General features: G+C 44.0%; 16 protein-coding genes. 2 read left to right on the top strand and 14 right to left on the bottom strand.

Annotated features, from left to right (window positions below):
• Positions 1-58: 58 nt before the first annotated feature.
• From iscX to trmJ, 9 genes are all read right to left on the bottom strand, one after another.
• Positions 59-259: a Fe-S cluster assembly protein IscX gene (iscX, locus tag MHO82_RS17165; protein ID WP_239185696.1), complete on the bottom strand. Its 201-nt coding sequence runs from the start codon at positions 257-259 to the stop codon at positions 59-61.
• 15 nt (positions 260-274) lie between these two features.
• A complete protein-coding gene (gene fdx, locus MHO82_RS17160; RefSeq protein WP_239185694.1) occupies positions 275-613 on the bottom strand; it encodes an ISC system 2Fe-2S type ferredoxin in 339 nt (112 codons plus the stop codon).
• A 2-nt stretch (positions 614-615) separates the two neighbouring features.
• Positions 616-2,469 carry a Fe-S protein assembly chaperone HscA gene (gene hscA / locus MHO82_RS17155; RefSeq protein WP_239185692.1) on the bottom strand — a complete coding sequence of 618 codons (1,854 nt, stop codon included), beginning with the start codon at positions 2,467-2,469 and terminating at the stop codon, positions 616-618.
• Positions 2,470-2,501: 32 nt separating this feature from the next.
• Positions 2,502-3,017 carry a co-chaperone HscB gene (gene hscB / locus MHO82_RS17150; RefSeq protein ID WP_239185690.1) on the bottom strand — a complete coding sequence of 172 codons (516 nt, stop codon included), beginning with the start codon at positions 3,015-3,017 and terminating at the stop codon, positions 2,502-2,504.
• A gap of 33 nt (positions 3,018-3,050) precedes the next feature.
• Complete coding sequence (gene iscA, locus MHO82_RS17145; protein ID WP_239185688.1) at positions 3,051-3,374, bottom strand: iron-sulfur cluster assembly protein IscA; 324 nt, start codon at positions 3,372-3,374, stop codon at positions 3,051-3,053.
• A 24-nt stretch (positions 3,375-3,398) separates the two neighbouring features.
• Positions 3,399-3,785: a Fe-S cluster assembly scaffold IscU gene (gene iscU / locus MHO82_RS17140; protein WP_239185686.1), complete on the bottom strand. Its 387-nt coding sequence runs from the start codon at positions 3,783-3,785 to the stop codon at positions 3,399-3,401.
• Between the two features lie 33 nt (positions 3,786-3,818).
• A complete protein-coding gene (locus MHO82_RS17135) occupies positions 3,819-5,033 on the bottom strand; it encodes an IscS subfamily cysteine desulfurase (protein WP_239185684.1) in 1,215 nt (404 codons plus the stop codon).
• A 31-nt stretch (positions 5,034-5,064) separates the two neighbouring features.
• Entirely contained in the window at positions 5,065-5,571 is a 507-nt protein-coding gene (gene iscR, locus MHO82_RS17130; RefSeq protein ID WP_239185682.1) for a Fe-S cluster assembly transcriptional regulator IscR, read from the bottom strand.
• Between the two features lie 113 nt (positions 5,572-5,684).
• Positions 5,685-6,413 (bottom strand): tRNA (cytosine(32)/uridine(32)-2'-O)-methyltransferase TrmJ, encoded by a 729-nt coding sequence (gene trmJ, locus MHO82_RS17125; RefSeq protein WP_239185680.1) that lies wholly within the window; start codon positions 6,411-6,413, stop codon positions 5,685-5,687.
• Positions 6,414-6,614: 201 nt separating this feature from the next.
• On the opposite strand from trmJ, the gene suhB reads away from it, so the two are divergent.
• Positions 6,615-7,418, top strand: coding sequence for an inositol-1-monophosphatase (gene suhB / locus MHO82_RS17120; protein WP_239185678.1), 804 nt, complete (start codon positions 6,615-6,617; stop codon positions 7,416-7,418).
• Between the two features lie 141 nt (positions 7,419-7,559).
• Here suhB and secF read toward each other — a convergent pair whose 3' ends face one another.
• From secF to queA, 5 genes are all read right to left on the bottom strand, one after another.
• Positions 7,560-8,507, bottom strand: coding sequence for a protein translocase subunit SecF (secF, locus tag MHO82_RS17115; RefSeq protein WP_239185676.1), 948 nt, complete (start codon positions 8,505-8,507; stop codon positions 7,560-7,562).
• An 11-nt stretch (positions 8,508-8,518) separates the two neighbouring features.
• Positions 8,519-10,375 carry a protein translocase subunit SecD gene (gene secD, locus MHO82_RS17110; RefSeq protein ID WP_275440658.1) on the bottom strand — a complete coding sequence of 619 codons (1,857 nt, stop codon included), beginning with the start codon at positions 10,373-10,375 and terminating at the stop codon, positions 8,519-8,521.
• A gap of 22 nt (positions 10,376-10,397) precedes the next feature.
• Entirely contained in the window at positions 10,398-10,733 is a 336-nt protein-coding gene (yajC, locus tag MHO82_RS17105) for a preprotein translocase subunit YajC (RefSeq protein WP_239185674.1), read from the bottom strand.
• A 17-nt stretch (positions 10,734-10,750) separates the two neighbouring features.
• On the bottom strand, positions 10,751-11,881 hold the full coding sequence (gene tgt, locus MHO82_RS17100) for a tRNA guanosine(34) transglycosylase Tgt (protein WP_239185672.1): 1,131 nt from the start codon (positions 11,879-11,881) through the stop codon (positions 10,751-10,753).
• Between the two features lie 134 nt (positions 11,882-12,015).
• Complete coding sequence (gene queA, locus MHO82_RS17095; protein ID WP_239185670.1) at positions 12,016-13,068, bottom strand: tRNA preQ1(34) S-adenosylmethionine ribosyltransferase-isomerase QueA; 1,053 nt, start codon at positions 13,066-13,068, stop codon at positions 12,016-12,018.
• Between the two features lie 282 nt (positions 13,069-13,350).
• Here queA and MHO82_RS17090 point away from each other — a divergent pair, with 282 nt between their 5' ends.
• Positions 13,351-13,794, top strand: coding sequence for a CBS domain-containing protein (locus MHO82_RS17090; RefSeq protein ID WP_239185668.1), 444 nt, complete (start codon positions 13,351-13,353; stop codon positions 13,792-13,794).
• Positions 13,795-13,814 lie beyond the last annotated feature (20 nt).

The following is a 13,814-nucleotide window of genomic DNA, read 5'->3' as shown; positions in this document are numbered from 1 at the left end:
GCTGACAACACAAGAGACTTAGCTCAATAGTAAGAGCTGGATCTCTGCGTTCGTCCCATTAATCCATTTCGTCCATCCAGCACAAAATAATGGCTTCAAGAATTTTTTCATTGGAATGATTTGGGTCATCATTAAATTCTTCAAGTTCCATAACCCAGCGATGTAGATCGGTAAAACGAACCGTTTTAGGATCCGTCTCTGGGAACTGCTCAACCAATTCAATCGCAATGTCTCGCGAATCAGTCCATGTCAGGCTCATAACTCAATCGTCCGCTTAGTGGTTTTCTGAAGCTAAGTTTAGTGTGTATTTTGGAATTTCCACAACCAAATCTTCGTCGGCTACTCGTGCTTGGCAACCCAAGCGAGATTCAGGCTCAAGACCCCACGCTTTATCTAGCATGTCGTCTTCAAGCTCTTCACTTTCTTCAAGTGAATCAAACCCCTCACGGATAACCACGTGGCAAGTAGTACAAGCACATGATTTTTCACAAGCGTGCTCAATTCCAATGCCATTTTTTAATGCTACATCTAAAACTGTGTCACCTGTATTCGCTTCTAATACTGCGCCTTCAGGGCATAGCTCTTCATGTGGCAATACAATAATCTTTGGCATTCTTATACCTCATCAATAGACTGACCGGCCAACGCAGCTCGAATAGACACATCCATTCGACGCGAGGCAAATTCTTGACTTACTTTATCTGCTTTTTTGATACCCGCTTCAATGGCATTAGTGTTAGTACCATTACGCAGCTCAATTAACTCTTGGATAGCACTTTCAATGTCCGCAAACTCAGCATCAGACAGCAATGCTTTGCCATCTGCAGCCAGCGCCGCCACTAAACCTTCAATCACGCGATCCGCTTCTACCTGCTGCTCCGCTAGGGCACGCGAGTCCATATCTTCTTTTGCGTACGTCATGGAGTCTTTGATCATGGTGGTGATTTCAGTATCACTCAAACCATAAGAAGGTTTCACTTGAATTTCTGCTTGAACACCCGTGCTCTTTTCCATTGCCGTTACAGATAATAAACCGTCGGCATCCACTTGGTAAGTCACTCGAATATGCGCTGCACCTGCCGCCATTGGTGGAATATCACGTAGGCTGAAACGAGCTAAAGAACGGCAATCGTCTACCATTTCACGCTCACCTTGAACCACATGTACTTTCATTGCCGTCTGGCCATCTTTAAACGTGGTAAACTCTTGAGCACGTGCAACAGGGATCGTCGTGTTACGAGGAATGATCTTTTCAACCAGGCCGCCCATGGTTTCAATACCTAGCGATAGTGGGATCACATCCAGAAGTAACATTTCGGAATCAGGTTTATTACCAGCCAAAATGTCTGCTTGAATCGCAGCACCAATAGCGACTACTTGATCAGGGTCGATACTCGTCAATGGCGTACGACCAAAATAGTCACCAACCATCTCTCGAACAAGAGGAGTGCGAGTTGAACCACCAACCATCACCACTTCAAGCACATCACTTGAATCAATATCGGCATCTTTTAATGCACGACGGCAAGACATTAAGGTTTTCTTAACCAAAGGCTGAATCAGCTCATCAAACTGAGCTTTTGTTACTGTCCCCGTCCAACCCAATACATCAACCTGAACTTCATTTTGCTCAGATAATGCAATTTTAGTTTGAGTCGCTGCATCAAGCAGTGAACGATATTGTTCTGCACTTAGGGCTTCATGAATCCCAGCTTGCTCTTTTAGCCATTCCGCTAATAGATGGTCAAAATCATCTCCGCCTAAAGCTGAATCACCACCCGTCGCTAATACCTCGAATACGCCTTTTGATAAACGTAAAATAGAAATATCAAACGTACCACCACCAAGGTCATAAATCGCAATCACACCTTCTTGGCCTGAATCTAGACCATAAGCAATAGCAGCTGCCGTAGGCTCATTCAGTAAACGTAATACGTTTAAGCCTGCTAACTTAGCCGCATCTTTTGTACCTGCGCGCTGCGCATCATCAAAATATGCCGGTACAGTGATCACAACCCCCTCTAAATCACCGCCAAGTGTTTCCACTGCACGCTGAGAAAGAGATTTTAAGATTTCAGCAGAAACTTGGATTGGGTTAACCTGACCTTGCGCTGTTTCAAAGATAGGTAAGCCATTATCGCTAGCAACAAACTGGTAAGGAAGATTTGGGTAACGCTGCTGAATGTCCGCTAATGAACGCCCCATTAGACGCTTAACGGAAATGATCGTATTTTCAGGTGAGCTTTGAGCTAATTCATGAGCTTCCTGTCCCAAGACGATAGAATCCGCACCATAGTGAACCACAGAAGGTAGGATACTGCGTCCTTGGCCATCTTTTAATGTACTAGGAGTTCCACTTCGAACGGAAGCGACAAGAGAGTTGGTTGTACCAAGATCAATACCTACTGCCAGTTTATGCTGGTGAGGCGCTGCACTCTGACCTGGTTCAGCAATTTGTAAAAGTGCCATTGTAAGTCCTGTTCGTGAACTGCTTTATAAGGCTATCCTAATAAAGAGTCTTCTAATTTCTCAATTTCACTGCGAAGTTTAGTAACAAATTTCAGCTTACGAACACTGTCTGTCGCAACATCCCACTGAGATTGATTTAACTGTTCTGTCAGTTCTGCCAGTTGAGTTTTATACATCGCTGATACAGAACCATCAAAATCAAACAACGCTTGCTCAGGATCACGAGAAGAAGGAATATCTTCTAACGCTTCACGTAATTCCATTTGCTGCATTAAAAACATTGGGTCTTGCAGTGTTTTTTGTTCACCACGAATGTCGAAACCTTGCTCAGATAACAGGTACTCTGCACGAGCAATAGGATCTTTTAAAGTTTGGTAGGCATCGTTGATCTGAGCGGCTTTTTGCACGGCAAGAAGACGATCTCGTTCTGATGCTGTCGCATAATTATCGGGATGGAAACGACGTTGAAGTTCGCGAAACTGTGTAGAAAGAAGGCTACCGTCCAGCTCGAACTGAAAAGGTAGCCCAAATAATTCAAAGTGATTCATATTTGAATACTGTGGTTGGTTTATAAAAGTGGGCTATACATTAAAGCTTTCGCCGCACCCACACTCACCTTTCACATTTGGGTTGTTGAACTGGAAGCCTTCATTAAGACCTTCTTTGACGAAGTCTAACTCAGTGCCATCCATATAAACCAAGCTCTTAGGATCAATGATGATGCTCACACCATGCTCTTCAAAAGTTTGGTCTTCTTCATTCAGTTCATCAACGAACTCAAGAACATAGGCCATACCAGAGCAACCAGAGGTTCTCACCCCTAAACGCAAACCGATACCTTTACCACGGTTCTCAAGAAAAGTACGAACGCGGTCTGCTGCCGCTTCAGTCATGGTGATGGCCATATTTACAACAACCCTTATAAATGTTTAGTTTTGTTCGTGTTTCTGCTTGTAATCAGATACAGCTGCTTTAATTGCATCTTCTGCAAGAATAGAGCAGTGAACTTTTACTGGCGGTAACTCAAGCTCTTCAGCGATTTCTGAGTTCTTCAGTGCTGCCGCTTCGTCTAGAGTTTTACCTTTAACCCATTCTGTTACCAGAGAGCTAGAAGCGATTGCAGAGCCACAACCATAAGTTTTGAACTTAGCGTCTTCAATAACACCTTCTTCAGATACTTTGATCTGAAGTTTCATTACGTCACCACAAGCTGGAGCGCCAACCATGCCGCTACCGATTGATGGGTCTTCTTTATCGAAAGCCCCTACATTACGTGGGTTTTCATAATGATCAATTACTTTTTCGCTGTAAGCCATGATAAATTCCTCGAGTTCCTAACGTCCGTGTGATTAGTGGTGTGCCCACTCAACGGTACTTAAATCAATACCTTCTTTATACATATCCCACAATGGAGACATGTCACGCAGTTTAGTTACTGCTTCACGGATTTTTGAAATTGCATAATCCACTTCTTCTTCTGTCGTAAAACGACCGAATGAGAAACGAACTGAACTGTGTGCTAGCTCATCATTTAAGCCAAGAGCACGCAGTACGTAAGATGGTTCAAGACTTGCTGATGTACATGCAGAACCAGATGATACAGCCAAATCTTTTAGTGCCATCAGTAACGATTCGCCTTCAACAAATTCAAAACTGATGTTTAGGTTACCAGCAACACGTTGCTCAAGATCACCATTAATATGAACGGCTTCCATGTCTTTCAAGCCATCCAGCAAACGAGTTCGCAGTGCTAGGTTATGCGCGTTGTCTTTTTCCATATCTTCTTTCGCGATACGGAACGCTTCGCCCATGCCTACAATCTGATGAGTCGCTAGAGTACCAGAACGGAAACCACGCTCATGACCACCACCGTGCATTTGTGCTTCAAGGCGAATACGAGGCTTACGGCGAACATAAAGTGCACCAATACCTTTAGGGCCATAAATCTTATGCGCAGATAAAGAAATCATATCAACTTTCATTTCTTGAACGTCGATTGGAAGCTTACCTGCAGACTGGGCTGCATCTACGTGGAAAATGATTTTACGTTCACGACACAGTTCACCAATCGCACTGATGTCTTGAATCACGCCAATTTCATTGTTCACATGCATGAATGACACAAGAATGGTGTCCTCACGGATCGCATCACGGAACTTAGCTAAATCGATGATACCGTTTGATTCCGGCTCTAAGTACGTCACCTCATAACCTTCACGCTCTAACTGGCGGCATGGGTCAAGTACGGCTTTATGCTCAGTTTTACAGGTAATAATGTGCTTACCTTTTTTGCCGTAAAAATGCGCAGCACCTTTAATTGCCAAGTTATCTGACTCAGTTGCGCCAGAAGTAAATACGATTTCACGTGGATCCGCATTCAGTAATTCTGCAACTTGCTCACGCGCTGTATCAACGGCTTCTTCAGCCTGCCAACCATAACGGTGTGAACGAGAAGCTGGGTTACCGAAGCAACCATCGATTGTCATGTGTTGAACCATTTTTTCAGCCACACGAGGATCTACTGGGCAAGTAGCTGAATAATCAAAGTAAATTGGCAGTTTCATTTTCATCTCCGAAAATACAGACGTCTTGCCGTCAAGAACTGATATCTGCACCTAACGTGCTATTTTGTTTTGTTTTGTGTCCAAAACTATTGCTCATCGCCAGATCAATGTTCTGACGATCTGAAATTTCTAGTACTTCATTGTCCGCCATTAACTCACCAAGAGTAATGCCGTTCAAAAAGTCACTAATGCGAGAACTTAAGTCACGCCATAAAGTATGTGTCAAACAGCGAACGCCACCTTGGCAGTCCCCTTTTCCTTGACACTTAGTCGCATCCACAGACTCATCAACAGCAGCGATAACCATGCCAACTGCGATATCTTCTGGATTAAGACCTAAACGGTAACCACCGCCTGGTCCGCGCACACTTGCTACCAAACCGGCTTTACGCAAGCGTGAGAACAATTGCTCAAGGTAAGAAAGAGAAATACCTTGACGCTCTGAAATATCTGCTAAAGGCACCGGGCCTTCTTGCGAATGCAGCGCAACATCCAACATTGCGGTAACTGCATACCTTCCTTTCGAAGTAAGTCTCATATCACACCGAACCCACATTAAGATTGTGGAAACGAGTTTGTCATACCTGACTATTTCAGTCAAGTATTTACCTGACTATTTTACTCAGGTATTTAACTTACTAAAAAAGAAGATTAATCTTTGCGCTTCTTCTGCTTTTCAATAGAAGCTAATACACCGCGCAAGATATTTAACTCTTGGGATTCAGGGCGCGCACGATTAAACATACGACGCAATTTGTTCATGACCTGACCGGGATGTGCTTTCACAATAAAGTTGGTGTGATGAAGAACTCTTTCAAGATGTTCATAAAACATTTCTAATTCTTTATTGAGTGGGTACTCTGCTTCTTTTTTCTCGCCCTTGTAGGCTTTGCTGTCTAACCAAGCAACTCGAGCTTCATAACAAATAGTTTGAACCGCCATCGCTAGATTTAACGAACTATATTCTGGATTAGCCGGAATGCAAACATGATAATGACATTTTTGTAGCTCTTCATTGGTAAGACCAATGCGCTCACGGCCAAAAATTAATGCTACCGGGTGTGATTCTGCGGCTTCAACCGACTTCACACCACACTCACGAGGCTCCAGCATTGGCCACTCTAAGGTGCGAGAACGGGCACTTGAGCCCACGACTAGGCCACAATCTTCAATGGCTTCGTCAAGCGTCTCTACAATTCGTGCGTTAACAGCAATATCACTGGCACCTGCGGCCATAGCGATAGTTTTACCATCCACTTCACATTCAGGAGCCACAAGTACCATATTGCTAAGCCCCATCACTTTCATCGCACGAGCCGCAGAACCAATGTTTCCTGAGTGAGTCGTTCCCACTAAAACAACACGAATATTATCGAGCATACTGTCTGTTCAACCAATCCAAAATCTAAAACCGCCGGATATTAACATAACTCTGAGCGCTTGCGTATAAACATCTATGTCAAATACATCTCTGTGTGACAAAGCAAAGCGACTGCACAATTAATAACCACTTCCTTTTTACTTAAACTCTGTTATACTCGCCGCCGCTTTTCGTTCTTTAACATCCGTTGGGAAAAATCTATGCATCCAATGCTTAATATTGCCATTCGCGCTGCGCGTCAGGCTGGTAACCACATTGCTAAATCACTAGAAACTGCTGATAAGATTGAAACAATCCAAAAAGGCAACAATGATCTAGTGACTAACATCGATAAAGAAGCTGAAACTTTAATTATCGATACTATTCGTAAAGCCTACCCTGACCACTGCATCGTGGCAGAGGAATCTGGTACTATCGAAGGTAAAGATAAAGAGTGTCAATGGATCATCGACCCACTGGATGGCACATCTAACTTTGTTAAAGGTTTACCGCACTTCTCTGTGTCTATCGCATTACGTATGCGTGGCCGTACTGAGATCGCGTGTGTTTACGATCCGATGCGTAACGAGCTTTTCACGGCTCAACGTGGTGCTGGTGCACAGCTTAACAGCCAACGCTTACGTGTACCTCAACTGAAAAACCTTGATGGCGCTGTACTTGCTACTGGCTTCCCATTCAAACAAAAACAACACTCTGAAAGCTACATAAAGATTCTTGGTGCTATGTTTGTTGAATGTGCGGATATTCGCCGTACTGGTTCTGCTGCTCTTGATCTATGTTACCTAGCAGCTGGCCGTGTTGACGGTTACTTCGAGCTTGGCCTAAAACCTTGGGATATCGCGGCTGGTGAACTGATTGCTCGTGAAGCAGGTGCGATCTGCACAGACTTCTCTGGCGGTACTAACCACCTGATCTCTGGTAACATTGTTGCTGCGAGCCCTAAAGTAGTACGCTCTATGCTAACAAAAATCCGTGACAACGGTAATGAAGCAATGATGAAATAAGCACTCGCTTCGAGATGCTATCAAATTGAAAGGGTTGACTTCGGTCAGCCCTTTTTCGTTTATAACACACCACCTTTTCACCCAATAAAAAAGGCTGACCGAAGCCAACCTTTTTGTATCAGATAAGAAACTCAGATCGCCTTATGGCATCTCATCAATTTCTTCGCCTTCTTTATCAACTTGTGGTGGCATTAGGTGCTCACGGGTAATACCCAGTTTCAGTGCTAATGCAGAAGCCACGTAGATTGATGAGTACGTACCAACGGTAATACCTAGCAGTAACGCAGTAGCAAAACCGTGAATCATCGCACCGCCTTGTGTAAACAAAGCAATAACTACAAACAGCGTCGTCAATGACGTGATCAACGTACGACTTAACGTTTGTGTTACAGAGCTGTTCATGACTTCATCAGCAAGACCTTTACGCATCTTACGGAAGTTTTCACGAATACGGTCAAAGACTACGATGGTATCATTCAAGGAATAACCGACAACGGTCAGCAAGGCTGCCACAATGGTTAAATCCACTTCAATTTGTAAGAACGAAAAAATACCTAATGTAATGATTACATCATGCGCTAGAGCCAATACGGCACCGGCTGCTAAACGCCATTCAAAACGCATCGATACATAAAGCAGAATACAGATCAACGATACAAGAATCGCCAAGCCACCCGCTTCTGCTAGCTCATCACCCACATTAGGGCCAACAAACTCAATACGACGCATTTCAACAGTTTCACCCGTACCCTCTTTAATGGCTTCAAGGATCTGGTTACCCAGTTTTGCACCTTGTGCATCTTCACGAGGACGCAAGCGCACCATCACATCGCGTGCAGTACCAAAGTTTTGTACAACCGCATCACCAAAGCCAGCAGCTTCCAGTGATTCACGCACTTTTTGTAAGTCCGCTGGTTGCTCAAAACCTACTTCGATCAACGTACCACCAGTAAAATCTAGACCCCAGTTCAACCATTTGGTCGACAGAGTAAAGATAGAGGCACTGATCATTAGAATCGATAAAACAAAGGTCAATTTTGACCAACGCATAAAATCGATCACTTTGTCTGCTTTCATTATTTGAAACATAGCAACAGTCCTTAGATCGACAATTTATTAATGCGCTTGCCGCCATAAAGCAAGTTTACGACTGCACGAGTACCGATAATAGCGGTAAACATTGAGGTTAAAATACCGATAGACAATGTCACGGCGAAACCTTTAATGGCACCAGTACCCACTGCAAACAGAATGATAGCAGTGATTAACGTTGTAACATTCGCATCCGCAATGGTGCTAAATGCATTCGCATAACCTTGGTGAATCGCTTGCTGTGGGTTACGCCCTTCACGAAGCTCTTCACGAATACGCTCAAATATCAGCACGTTCGCATCCACGGCCATACCAACCGTCAGAACAATACCGGCAATGCCAGGTAACGTCATGGTTGCTCCTGGGATCATTGACATCACACCAATAATCAATACCAAGTTAACCACTAACGCTAAGTTGGCAATAAGACCAAACTTACGGTAGTAAAGGATCGTAAACAACATTACCGCAACCATACCCCAAATCATCGCTTGAATACCTAAATCGATATTCTGCTGACCAAGAGATGGGCCAATCGTACGTTCTTCAACAATGGAGATAGGCGCAATCAAAGCACCTGCACGTAATAACAGTGCTAAGTTATGAGCTTCAGATTGAGAGTCGATGCCTGTGATTCGGAAGTTGCGACCAAGAGCAGACTGAATCGTTGCTTGGTTAATCACTTCTTCATGCTTAGACAGAATCACTTTACCTTCCGGAGAGCGACGACCACTGTCTTTGTACTCAGTGAAGACAGTAGCCATTAGCTTACCAATGCTCTTTTTCGAGAACGCCGTCATCTTGCTACCACCTTCGCTGTCTAGCGAGATGTTAACTTGAGGACGACCGTATTCATCGGCACTCGAACTAGCATCTGTAATACTCGAACCACCAAGAATGACACGCTTTTTCAGAACAACTGGGCGACCGTTACGATCTTGCTTCACTTCACTGCCCGCAGGCACACGGCCATTAGCTGCAGCCGCTAGATCAGCTTTATCGTCAACTTCACGGAATTCCAGCGTCGCTGTCGCACCTAAAATCTCTTTAGCACGAGCCGTGTCTTGAACACCTGGTAGCTCAACCACAATACGGCTTGCACCTTGGCGTTGAACCAATGGCTCAGCAACACCGAGTTCATTTACACGGTTACGTAAGATGGTAATGTTTTGCTCAACAGCGTAATTACGGATTTCTTGTAAACGTTGATCGGTAAATTTAGCCAGTAATGAGAAGCGAGTACTTGTGCTTGAGTCAACAAAAGTCATGTCTGGGTGCAGGGCTTTCAGCTCTTTTTCAGCCAGATCTAATTGCTCAGCATTACGTAAAACCACTTCAACCCCATCTTTACCCGATTTACGGATAGCACGGTAGCGGATCTTCTTTTCACGTAGTTCAGAGCGGAAAGCTTCTTCTTGTTGACCAATCAACTTATCCATTGCCGAGTCCATGTCCACTTCCATTAAGAAGTGCACACCACCACGTAAATCAAGGCCAAGTTTCATTGGTGCAGCACCAATAGATTCCAGCCAATCCGGGGTAGATGGCGCTAGGTTTAGCGCAACAATATGGTCTTTACCAAGAGATTCATTGATGATGTCGCGAGCGCTGATCTGAACATCCGTTTCATTAAAACGAACAAGCACAGAACCATTTTCATAAGCGACAGATTTATAGGAAAGATTTTTATCTTCTAGAGTTTTAGTGACAGTATCCAGCATTGCAGTATCAACTGAGGCGCCACGCGCCCCAGTAATTTGAATAGCCGGATCTTCACCGTAGATGTTGGGAAGGGCATAAAGCGCACCGATAAGCAGTGTAAACACCACCATCAGATACTTCCACAAAGGATAACGGTTTAACAAAGCGAGGATCCTTCAAGCTGTCTTATAAAGATTTAAGCGTACCCTTTGGCAGTACTGCAGTAACAAAATCTTTCTTGATTGTTACTTCGTTGCTGTCATTCAGAGCAATCACAAGATAATCATTATCTTCAGAGATTTTAGTGATTTTACCAACCAAACCACCACCCGTTAGTACTTCGTCACCTTTACCCATAGAAGCCATTAGGTTTTTGTGCTCTTTTACACGCTTAGCTTGTGGGCGGTAAATCATGAAATAGAAAATAACAGCAAACATGCCCAGCATGATGAACATTTCCATGCCACCACCTTGTGGTGCACCTTCTGCTGCTGCGTGTGCTTGAGAAATGAAAAGACTCATTTAGTTAACGTCCTCGTTTATTGGTTGTCATTTAAAGGTGGAACTTCACGGTCACGACGCGCATAGAATTCTTCTACAAACGCATCAAAACGATCTTCTTCCAGTGCAGAGCGAATGCTTTCCATTACACGTTGGTAATAACGTAGGTTATGGATCGTATTCAAACGTGCACCTAGGATTTCATTACAACGATCTAGATGATGTAAGTAAGCCTTACTGTAATTCTGACAAGTGTAACAGTCACACTCAGGATCCAGTGGCGTTGTATCTGTTTTATGTTTCGCATTACGGATCTTGATCACACCGCCAGTCACAAACAAGTGACCATTACGAGCATTACGCGTTGGCATCACACAGTCAAACATGTCGATACCACGACGAACACCTTCAACTAGATCTTCTGGTTTTCCCACACCCATTAGGTAACGTGGCTTATCTTCAGGCAGTTTTGGACATGTGTGCTCAAGAATGCGATGCATATCTTCTTTTGGCTCACCTACCGCGAGGCCACCAACCGCATAGCCATCAAAACCAATATTCGTCAGGCCTTCAACAGACACATCACGAAGGTCTTCATAAACACCACCTTGAACAATACCAAACAGCGCATTTGGATTCTCTTGGCGATCAAATTCATTACGGCTACGCTGTGCCCAACGAAGTGACATCTCCATCGATTTTTTCGCTTCATCGTGTGTTGCTGGGTACGGCGTACACTCATCAAAAATCATGACGATGTCTGAACCTAAGTCGTACTGGATTTGCATCGACTTTTCAGCGTCCATGAAAATCTTGTCACCATTTACAGGGTTACGGAAATGTACCCCTTCTTCAGTGATCTTACGCATCGCACCTAAGCTAAATACTTGGAAACCGCCCGAGTCAGTCAGGATCGGACCTTGCCAGTTCATGAAGTCATGCAAATCACCGTGCATTTTCATGATTTCCTGGCCAGGACGTAGCCAAAGGTGGAAAGTATTACCTAGAAGAATTTCAGCACCTGTGCCTTTTACTTCTTCCGGTGTCATGCCTTTTACAGTACCGTACGTACCTACAGGCATGAATGCTGGGGTTTCTACAGTCCCGCGCTCAAATTCTAAACGACCACGGCGCGCACGCCCTTCTTTTTTAATTAGTTCGTATTTCACGAAGCCTCCAAAAGCCAGAGAAACAATCTGACAATTCGCCCGGAATGGCCGAGCCCAGATACAGCAAGCTAAGCTGTATATGGCCACGCAAGTAGACGCGCTTCAAGCGTGGCCGATAAATTCGCCGTTAAGGGTTACGATGTTTTTTTAGTAATAAACATCGCATCGCCATAACTAAAGAAGCGATATTGATTGGATACCGCCTGCTCATAAGCCGCCATGACATTGTCGTAACCAGCAAACGCACTTACTAGCATGATCAGAGTTGATTCAGGTAAGTGGAAATTAGTAATTAACGCATCCACCAGCTGATACTCGTAACCAGGGTAGATAAAGATTTCCGTATCGCCGAAGAAAGGCGCAAACTCAGTGTTTTCCTGTAGCGCATGTTGCGCAGCGCTTTCTAATGAGCGAACCGACGTCGTACCCACAGCGATCACTCGACCACCACGGGCTTTGGTTGCATTAATGGCATCAACCACTTCTTGCGATACTTCTACGTACTCTGAATGCATATGATGATCATTAATATCATCCACACGAACAGGCTGGAATGTGCCGGCGCCTACGTGCAGAGTTACATACGCAAACTCCACTCCTTTGGCCTTAATTTGATCCATAAGTTCATTATCAAAATGCAGCCCCGCAGTTGGAGCGGCTACCGCGCCCGGCTTTTGGTTATATACCGTTTGATAACGTTCTTTATCTGCATCTTCATCAGGGCGATCAATATAAGGAGGAAGTGGCATGTGGCCAATATCGTTTAAGATATCAAGAACTGGCTTATCACCTTTAAAACGGATCTCAAACAAAGCATCGTGGCGTGCTACCATTTCTGCTTCATAATCATCATTTTCGCCAAGTAATAATTCGTTGCCTGGCTTCGGTGATTTAGACGCACGAACATGAGCTAAGATCGAATGTTCATCAAGCACACGCTCAACCAACACTTCCAGCTTACCACCAGATGCTTTACGCCCGAATACACGCGCAGGAATAACACGAGTGTTATTAAATACTAATAAGTCTCCTGGTTCGACAAGATCCAGAACATCTTTAAAGTGGCCGTGATTAACTTGGCCAGTGTTTCCGTCTAACTTTAATAAACGGCTAGCTGTACGTTCAGCTTGAGGATAACGAGCAATAAGCTCATCCGGTAGGTCAAAATGGAAATCAGATACTTGCATGTTCATGCCCTAAATTACAGCAGGCAGCTAGTATATTCTCCCGGGCTGCAATATCAAGGCTTGAACATGCTTAGACACAAATTAGACAAGACTGTAACGATAAATATATCACTCTCCGTTATGAATGCATTTTTTGCCTTTATTGACCTCGAACATAAAAAACGTGAAAAATACCAGTAAGTAAGAAAAACGCTAACCTACTCCCATCATTTCCTCTTATTTCTTTCTATTATTTTTAAATAAAAAGATGTGCTTTCGTGGCCAAATCTACAGGAGATAAATATGATTAAAGTCGCCGAAATGATGAGTCAACACCCCCACTCTCTACAAACATCAGACACACTATCAGATGCTAAAAACTTGATGGATATACACCAAATTCGTCATGTTCCTGTTGTCGATAAAGATAACCACTTACTGGGATTAGTCAGCCAACGGGATATACTCGCCGCTCAGGACTCTTGCTTAGAAAAAATAACGCTGGATAGTCGATCCCCACTCGATATTGAGTTGGGTGATGTAATGCATCGTCAAGTGATGACCATTACTCCGCGCGGTGGTCTAAAGGAGGCAGCATTATTCATGCAAGAGCACAAGGTAGGGTGTCTGCCCGTACTGGAAAATAATAAGCTCGTTGGAATTATTACCGATACCGACTTTGTTGCTATCGCTATCAACTTATTAGAATTACAAGAAGACAGTGAACCAGAAAAAGTAGAAGAATAGAACAGAAAAAGGGGAGCGTA

The sequence above is a fragment of the Vibrio sp. Of7-15 genome (assembly GCF_022347565.1).
Taxonomy (GTDB): Bacteria; Pseudomonadota; Gammaproteobacteria; order Enterobacterales; family Vibrionaceae; genus NORP241.
This window is presented reverse-complemented; position numbering and strand designations above follow the sequence as displayed.

What these genes read in the sequence shown, in the direction of transcription:
- iscX (WP_239185696.1), bottom strand. Translation starts at nt 259, where the DNA reads ATGAGCCTGACATGGACTGATTCGCGAGACATTGCGATTGAATTGGTT.
- fdx (WP_239185694.1), bottom strand. Translation starts at nt 613, where the DNA reads ATGCCAAAGATTATTGTATTGCCACATGAAGAGCTATGCCCTGAAGGC.
- hscA (WP_239185692.1), bottom strand. Translation starts at nt 2,469, where the DNA reads ATGGCACTTTTACAAATTGCTGAACCAGGTCAGAGTGCAGCGCCTCAC.
- hscB (WP_239185690.1), bottom strand. Translation starts at nt 3,017, where the DNA reads ATGAATCACTTTGAATTATTTGGGCTACCTTTTCAGTTCGAGCTGGAC.
- iscA (WP_239185688.1), bottom strand. Translation starts at nt 3,374, where the DNA reads ATGGCCATCACCATGACTGAAGCGGCAGCAGACCGCGTTCGTACTTTT.
- iscU (WP_239185686.1), bottom strand. Translation starts at nt 3,785, where the DNA reads ATGGCTTACAGCGAAAAAGTAATTGATCATTATGAAAACCCACGTAAT.
- MHO82_RS17135 (WP_239185684.1), bottom strand. Translation starts at nt 5,033, where the DNA reads ATGAAACTGCCAATTTACTTTGATTATTCAGCTACTTGCCCAGTAGAT.
- iscR (WP_239185682.1), bottom strand. Translation starts at nt 5,571, where the DNA reads ATGAGACTTACTTCGAAAGGAAGGTATGCAGTTACCGCAATGTTGGAT.
- trmJ (WP_239185680.1), bottom strand. Translation starts at nt 6,413, where the DNA reads ATGCTCGATAATATTCGTGTTGTTTTAGTGGGAACGACTCACTCAGGA.
- suhB (WP_239185678.1), top strand. Translation starts at nt 6,615, where the DNA reads ATGCATCCAATGCTTAATATTGCCATTCGCGCTGCGCGTCAGGCTGGT.
- secF (WP_239185676.1), bottom strand. Translation starts at nt 8,507, where the DNA reads ATGTTTCAAATAATGAAAGCAGACAAAGTGATCGATTTTATGCGTTGG.
- yajC (WP_239185674.1), bottom strand. Translation starts at nt 10,733, where the DNA reads ATGAGTCTTTTCATTTCTCAAGCACACGCAGCAGCAGAAGGTGCACCA.
- queA (WP_239185670.1), bottom strand. Translation starts at nt 13,068, where the DNA reads ATGCAAGTATCTGATTTCCATTTTGACCTACCGGATGAGCTTATTGCT.
- MHO82_RS17090 (WP_239185668.1), top strand. Translation starts at nt 13,351, where the DNA reads ATGATTAAAGTCGCCGAAATGATGAGTCAACACCCCCACTCTCTACAA.